Source organism: Lujinxingia litoralis (genome assembly GCF_003260125.1).
In the GTDB taxonomy this organism is placed as follows: domain Bacteria; phylum Myxococcota_A; class Bradymonadia; order Bradymonadales; family Bradymonadaceae; genus Lujinxingia; species Lujinxingia litoralis.
The window spans coordinates 126,313-132,366 of sequence record NZ_QHKO01000012.1; the positions used below are offsets into that span (position 1 = coordinate 126,313).

Consider the following 6,054-nt stretch of genomic DNA (forward strand, 5'->3'; position numbering starts at 1 on the left):
CCTTTTGGCTCAGGGTGGCGCTCCGAGGATTGATGGAACGTCACCCGGCCGTGAGCGAGCGGAGGTTGTGCGGGCTCTTGGCGCTGAATCGCTCGACGGTCTGGCGTCAGAAAAAGGGTGTGAGCCGCCGGGTGGTCAACCTCGAAAAGGAGCGTGAGAAGCGCGAGCTCGTGCAGCGTATGGCGGAGCTTGTTGAGGAGTACCCGACATGGGGCTACCGCCGAATCTGGGCCTGGCTTCGCTTTCGTGACTTGCGTTGCATCAACAAAAAACGTGTCGAGCGCTTGATGTGCGAGAACGGCTGGCAGGCCCGCTGCATCGTAAATACGCCTCGCCCGCGTGTGGCTCAGTCTGTTTCACAAGCCTCACAGCCCGATGAGCGTTGGGCTATGGATGCGACGAGTTTGTATTGCGAACAAGACGGCTGGATTGGCGTGATGGCGGTGATTGACTGCTGCACCCGCGAGATTGTTGGCATCGACGTCGCTCGCCGAGGTCGTGCCGTAGAGGCGCAGCGAGCCCTGGAGAGCGCCTGTTTAAAGCGTTTTGGCCTTATCTATCCCAACGGCGAGTCGCGACCGGTGCTGCGCAGCGATAATGGCAAGGTGTTCACATCGAAGTCGTTTACCGGGAGTTGCAAGCAGTACGGCCTGACCCAGGAGTTTATCACGCCGTATACGCCGCAGCAGAACGGGCTGATTGAGCGTTTCTTCCGTTCGCTGAAAGAGGAGTGCATCTGGATGACCAACTTCAAGACCTTTGCGCAGGCGCGGGAGGCGATTGAGAGCTGGGTCGAGTTCTACAACACTGAGCGGCCCCACCAGGCGCTCGGGTATAAATCACCGGCTGAGTATGGTGCTCAGTTTGGCGAGTTGGTGGCTTGATTTATGGGGGGCACTACAGACGACAGGTCGACTGGTTCATCAGCGAAGTGATCGGCGCACCGAGCTCGCTGGGTACGCTTCAAAAGCATCTTGAAGAGGTCTCGACCGCGCTTGAGCCGGGGTTTGAGCAGGTACGCAACGCACTGCAATACGCTAAAAGCGTTGTGGGGCTTGATGAAACGGGCTGGAGACTGGGCAACCTGCCTTATTGGATCTGGGTTGCGGAGACCAAGAATCTGGCGTTTTACATCGTGCGCGAGGGTCGTCGAAAGGAGTTCGCCCAGGAGATTGTCGGGGAGTTGGAAGAGCGAATCTTCGTTACGGATCGCTATAACGGATACGGTTTTTTGCCCCAAAAACGACGCCAGATCTGCCATGCTCATTTATTGCGAGAGTTTTTCGCCATGGGCGCACGAGAGGGGCCGATGGGGGAGATCGGCGCCAAACTACATACATCAAGCGAGGCATTTCAAAAGGCCTGGACCGAGGTAAATGCCGGCGAGCGGTCTCGAGGCGAGTTTGTTACCTGGATGAAAAAAGAGGTTGTGCCCCGGTGGCTGGAGCTGCTGAAAAAAGCAGAAGCGCTCGATGAGAAGCCGCCCGGATTTGTCGGCTGGCTGCTCAAAGACAAAAAACATGTGATGCTCTGGACCTTCCTCGATCACAACGGCGTTGAGCCCACAAACAATCGCGCCGAACGTGCACTGCGTGGCCCGGTGATTCAGCGTAAGCTCTCATGGGGCTCGAAGAGTGAAGCGGGTTTGCGGCTGATGGAACGACTCTGGACCGCTGCCGAAACCTGCCGACGCCAGGGACGAAGCTTGCTCGACTACATCACCGCTTCTATGGAAGCGTTGCGTGGTGGAAGGGCAGCGCCGGTGCTTGCGTTGGCTTAAACGAGTAAGAAAGTAGGGGGGACTGAACGCTTACAAAACCATATATTGTGCCGGTCACGTGACCTGAGTTGGTATATTTTAATTGTAATGCCTAAACCAGTTGGCGACCGACTCAACCAGAAGTGCTCTTAACACCGGCGTAATACCAACAAAAGAATCGTGCCGTCACGAACTTTCACTGTACGAAACCAGTTCGTCATCCAGACCCACATCAACTTTATTGGCGAATATTCTCACGAGTATGGAGGCAAATAGAGCAGCATGGGTTCGATGGCTTCGTTAACGCCCACCACGTTATGAACCTTTAGGTTGTCCATCACCACGACATGTACAGGCTTCAACGTGGGACAGAGCGAATGCTCTAGCCATTCGATGAAACACAGACCGATGAGCGCGTTATTAAACGTTGTCTGCGAGGCAACTCCGGCGGCGTTGATGGCGGCAACAACCGTGACGTTCTTTCCTCGCTGGCTGGGTCGATCACCAAACGCTCGTGTGCCCTATGGAGGGCGCGCGCGCGAGCGACTCAACGCCAGATTCAGGCCCCTCTCATCGAGGATAATGACATTGTCGAGATTTAAATCGCTCATAAGACCGTCCCGAAATGCCTAACACACCTGACGATGTTTTTTACTCAGGAATCTAATAACCTGGAAGTCTTTTTTTTCATATTAACTTGAGCCGACTCAGCTCCCTGGAAATCGTTGAGGTGCTGGAGGGTTTGCCCGTGCGCTTCTCGAACATCATCCGATACTCCTCGTTGGTTCTATCAGGTCGTTCGGTGACGAATTCTAAGAGAATCGCGCGCTCTTCTTCGGTAGAAACGGGCTTTACATTACCACCATAAGGCTTGGGATTGAGGTTACCATTAAGACGTTCCAGCGCCAGCCAGCGCCCGACTGTCGCCACGCCCACATTAAAGCTGGCGGCATTCCAACTACTAATACGTCCGCCTGCCTCGCCGATAGACTGCGATGACGTGTTATCGAAGATCCAGCGAGTTGCCCTTGCCCATGCGACATTTCCATTGATAAAGTTAAGCTCACCCGAGTAGTTCTTGAAGTTGGGGTCGCGTCAACCGATCGACGTAATATATATTTCCACCTCTCACAGCACTCTCTAAAAATCAACACTTCATAAACTCCTCAAATGTTTCCATTTTCGGCAACAGACCATTAACATTTCTACCCTTCACACCCTCATTAAACTCCGCAACACTCACCACACCTGTGGAAATCCCAGCGGGGATTGCACGTGACCCGACAAGCCTACGATCATCCGTGACCACGACCGCTGGAAGCGACAAGTGCCAGAAGAGCATATTATCAACAACATCATTCTGATTCTTCTGTGCGCCATAGCCGCGAAAGATCAAATGAAGATAAAACCCCATTACACGAGCATATGGCACGGCAGCGTCCAGCTGCCTTCCACTAAACCCATCTACCTCTTTTAATTTTAGCAATATTGCTTGTGCTGCTTCCTGGGCTGATGGCGACTTTTTTGGCTGCCATGTTTTGTTAATATCTTCAACAAATTTGATCCATTCTTGGTGCTTTTGTTGCCGCAAATCTTCCGCCGGCAGTGGTCCACCGCCCATGATTATGGGCACTTCGCCCTCCAAATATCGGTATTCTCGTTCCAACTCCGACAAACTATTAGCTTCAGCAATAAACCGCCAACAATGCATTGATCTCAACTTAACCTTTTCCATATCCACCTCTCCATCCTCTCGAACCCCTGATAATCGATGAAGATCACACCCCCCTGGAAAAATCGGCAGCTCGTTATCCAACATCATTGACGCCTTTCCAACAATCTTACGCCAATCGTCAAAGCAAATATGTTGTTCTTGAAGTTGAGAGGCTAACTCCAAAAAGGTTCCATCCGCAATTGATATCCCGAGATCCTCTTGAGCATTATTAATGGCCTCCACATCGAGATGAGGTTGATCCTGATAAGCAAATTGCCGAAGAACATTCGTATCCAAAATCACTCTAATCACACCTACTCCTTCTCAATCATACCGTTGCTTTACGACGCCAACTCTACGGTTTCCATCCCACCTCCAAATACCGCCCCCCAAACGCCCTCCCCCACGCCTCGTGCCCCGCCACTCCCAACCCCACCGCACCCTCCACCAACCGCTCCAACGACAGCACCCGCACGCAGCTCTCCGGCACCTCCAACTGCTCCCGCACGCCCTCCACAGCCTTCGCTGCACCCTTATCGTCGGCCAACGCCAGCACCACCACGTGGCCATGCTTGAATCCCTCCGCCTTCTGCACCGCCTTCACCAGCAGCAGGTTCCGCCAGAGTTGGTTGGTCGCCCGCTTCACCAGCACATCCGCCGCGCCCTCCTTGCACCCGTTCGCCGGCGTGGTCAGCGCCCGATAGCTCTCCCGATCATATTCTTTCGCGCTAAAGGGCTCCGTGTATTTGGTCTCAATCCCCAAAAATCCCGGTTCGTTGTCGTGTGTCAGATACTCGACGTCGGCATCGAAGGCCGTCTTATCACCGAGTGGGTGCGCCCCCCGAGGAATCCACTCCACCTCCATCGCCGTGATCGCGGCAATATCCAGATCCAGCAGCTCGCCCAGCAGACTCGCCGCCGTCATCGGGTACTGACGCCAGTAGCCAAAAATATTGAAGCACATCGGCATGCTCGAGAGCATGTTCCGGTAGAGCCGGTCTTCCTCCAACGTGCCCCCGTGACAGACGACGTACCTTGAGCGTGCCCGGGTGTACTCCGCGATCTCCGGCGTCAAAAAGTTGAGTCCCGGGTTCTCCGCCACAGCGGCCGCAGGTAGGAGATTCGGCCGCGGAACCTCTTTCGAATCACACCCCACGCCCACGCCCAGAACATGTTCGCGATAATACGATTGCAGTCGGCGATAGGTCGCGGTGCGGGAGGTATCCGACGCGACTTTCAACACATCGGAATCCCAGGGGATCGCCAGACCGTGAGATAGAAGCGTCGAATCATGCGGTGGTTTTGTCATGTTTTTCTCCATAAAATCGTGGGCTTTGTCGCGAGTCATCATCATTTATGTCGCCCCCGCCCGGGTTCAGTTCTATATGGTCACCCTACGGGAAAGGCTATCCGGGCGCACTCCGATATTTTCGTTTCATACGATCATCAAACACTCCACGCGCCACGCATGTCCCCACGGATACAGTCGATGCACATGGGCCGCAGACACCTCAAACACCTTGCCACCCACCCCACTTCGTCCTACGTCTTCGACCCATAGATTTCGCGTCCGCCACCGTGCCCCTTTTTACGCCCGGCCCCCCCACGCCCGGATCCCCCATGCCCAAAAACCTCCCCCCCGACCGCGTTCCCCGCGCCCGCAGCCGCAAGCTCGGGCCGGCCCGCGAAGAGACCATCGAGCGCCTTCAGCAGGCCTACGCCGACGACCTGCTCACGCTGGACGAGCTCGATGAGCGCCTGGAGCTCGCCAGCCGCGCCGAGAAGCGCGAGCACCTCCTGGTGCTTGTCGACGATCTGCCCGACGAGGCCTCCGACGAGCTCGTGCCCTACGAGGCTGGCGGCGAGCTCGTTCGGGCCGACGAGTCGATGCGCGTGACCTGCATCTTCTCGGAGACAAAGCGCACGATCGACGGTCCCGCCCCCTCCCGCATTGAGGCCACGGTGCTCTTTGGCGAGGCCAGGATCGACCTCAGCGGGGCCGACTTCGACTCCGGCGTGCTGGAGATTCGCTGCAACGTCGCGTTCGGTGAGTTGAAGGTGTACGTGCCGCAGGGCGTGGCGGTGGAGACGGCGGGCGTGCCCATCCTGGCCTCCTTCTACGGCAAGGATCGCGACGTGAAGTCCGGCGCGCCCGTGGTGCGCCTTACGGGCTTTGCGGCGATGGGGAGCGTGAGCTGCAAGGCGACGAAGAGTAAGAAAAAACGTCGCAAGCGGAAGTAGGCTTGCGCGCCGCGCGAACGTAAGCGGCCATCGACACCAGTCGCCGCCACCCCTCCCACCATGTTTCGCCGCCCTCGACACCCCACGCTCCGTCCACCCCGCTCCTATGCCGCGGCCCTCGACACCCCACCACCCTACCCCCCGGGCATCTCGACCTACCCTCGACACTCCACCACCCTACCCCCCGGGCATCCCGACCGGCCCTCGACAACGCACCGCCCTACCCTCCGGGCACCGAAACTCGCCATCGACACCGCGACCTTGTGGCGCCGCGACCTCCGCGCCGCCCTCGACACCACCCGGCGATACCCCGACCACCTGAGAGGGTGCCCTCGATACC

At 56.8% G+C, this 6,054-nt stretch carries 5 protein-coding genes and 1 pseudogene; 3 read left to right on the forward strand and 3 right to left on the reverse strand.

The features are described 5' to 3' along the window. Together DL240_RS18150 and DL240_RS18155 are read left to right on the forward strand one after the other, a co-directional pair. On the forward strand, positions 1-884 hold an 884-nt coding region (locus DL240_RS18150), incomplete at its 5' end, for an IS3 family transposase (RefSeq protein WP_233497088.1). Next, positions 881-1,780, forward strand: a complete 900-nt coding sequence (locus DL240_RS18155; protein ID WP_111731320.1) for an IS66 family transposase — start codon at positions 881-883, stop codon at positions 1,778-1,780. The genes DL240_RS18150 and DL240_RS18155, both read left to right, overlap by 4 nt. A gap of 233 nt (positions 1,781-2,013) precedes the next feature. Here DL240_RS18155 and DL240_RS21005 read toward each other — a convergent pair. From DL240_RS21005 to DL240_RS18165, 3 genes and pseudogenes are all read right to left on the reverse strand, one after another. Beyond that, a pseudogene (locus DL240_RS21005) lies at positions 2,014-2,268 on the reverse strand (transposase); the annotation flags it as partial. Between the two features lie 638 nt (positions 2,269-2,906). Further along, positions 2,907-3,785: a hypothetical protein gene (locus DL240_RS19800; protein ID WP_146618405.1), complete on the reverse strand. Its 879-nt coding sequence runs from the start codon at positions 3,783-3,785 to the stop codon at positions 2,907-2,909. A gap of 43 nt (positions 3,786-3,828) precedes the next feature. Next, positions 3,829-4,782 (reverse strand): PGN_0703 family putative restriction endonuclease, encoded by a 954-nt coding sequence (locus DL240_RS18165; protein WP_146618406.1) that lies wholly within the window; start codon positions 4,780-4,782, stop codon positions 3,829-3,831. Between the two features lie 311 nt (positions 4,783-5,093). On the opposite strand from DL240_RS18165, the gene DL240_RS18170 reads away from it, so the two are divergent. Then, positions 5,094-5,714, forward strand: coding sequence for a DUF1707 domain-containing protein (locus DL240_RS18170; protein WP_158542752.1), 621 nt, complete (start codon positions 5,094-5,096; stop codon positions 5,712-5,714). Positions 5,715-6,054 lie beyond the last annotated feature (340 nt).

Excerpts from the sequence above, each read along its gene's own strand:
- DL240_RS18165 (WP_146618406.1), bottom strand. The coding sequence starts at position 4,782 with ATGACAAAACCACCGCATGATTCGACGCTTCTATCTCACGGTCTGGCG.
- DL240_RS18170 (WP_158542752.1), top strand. The coding sequence starts at position 5,094 with ATGCCCAAAAACCTCCCCCCCGACCGCGTTCCCCGCGCCCGCAGCCGC.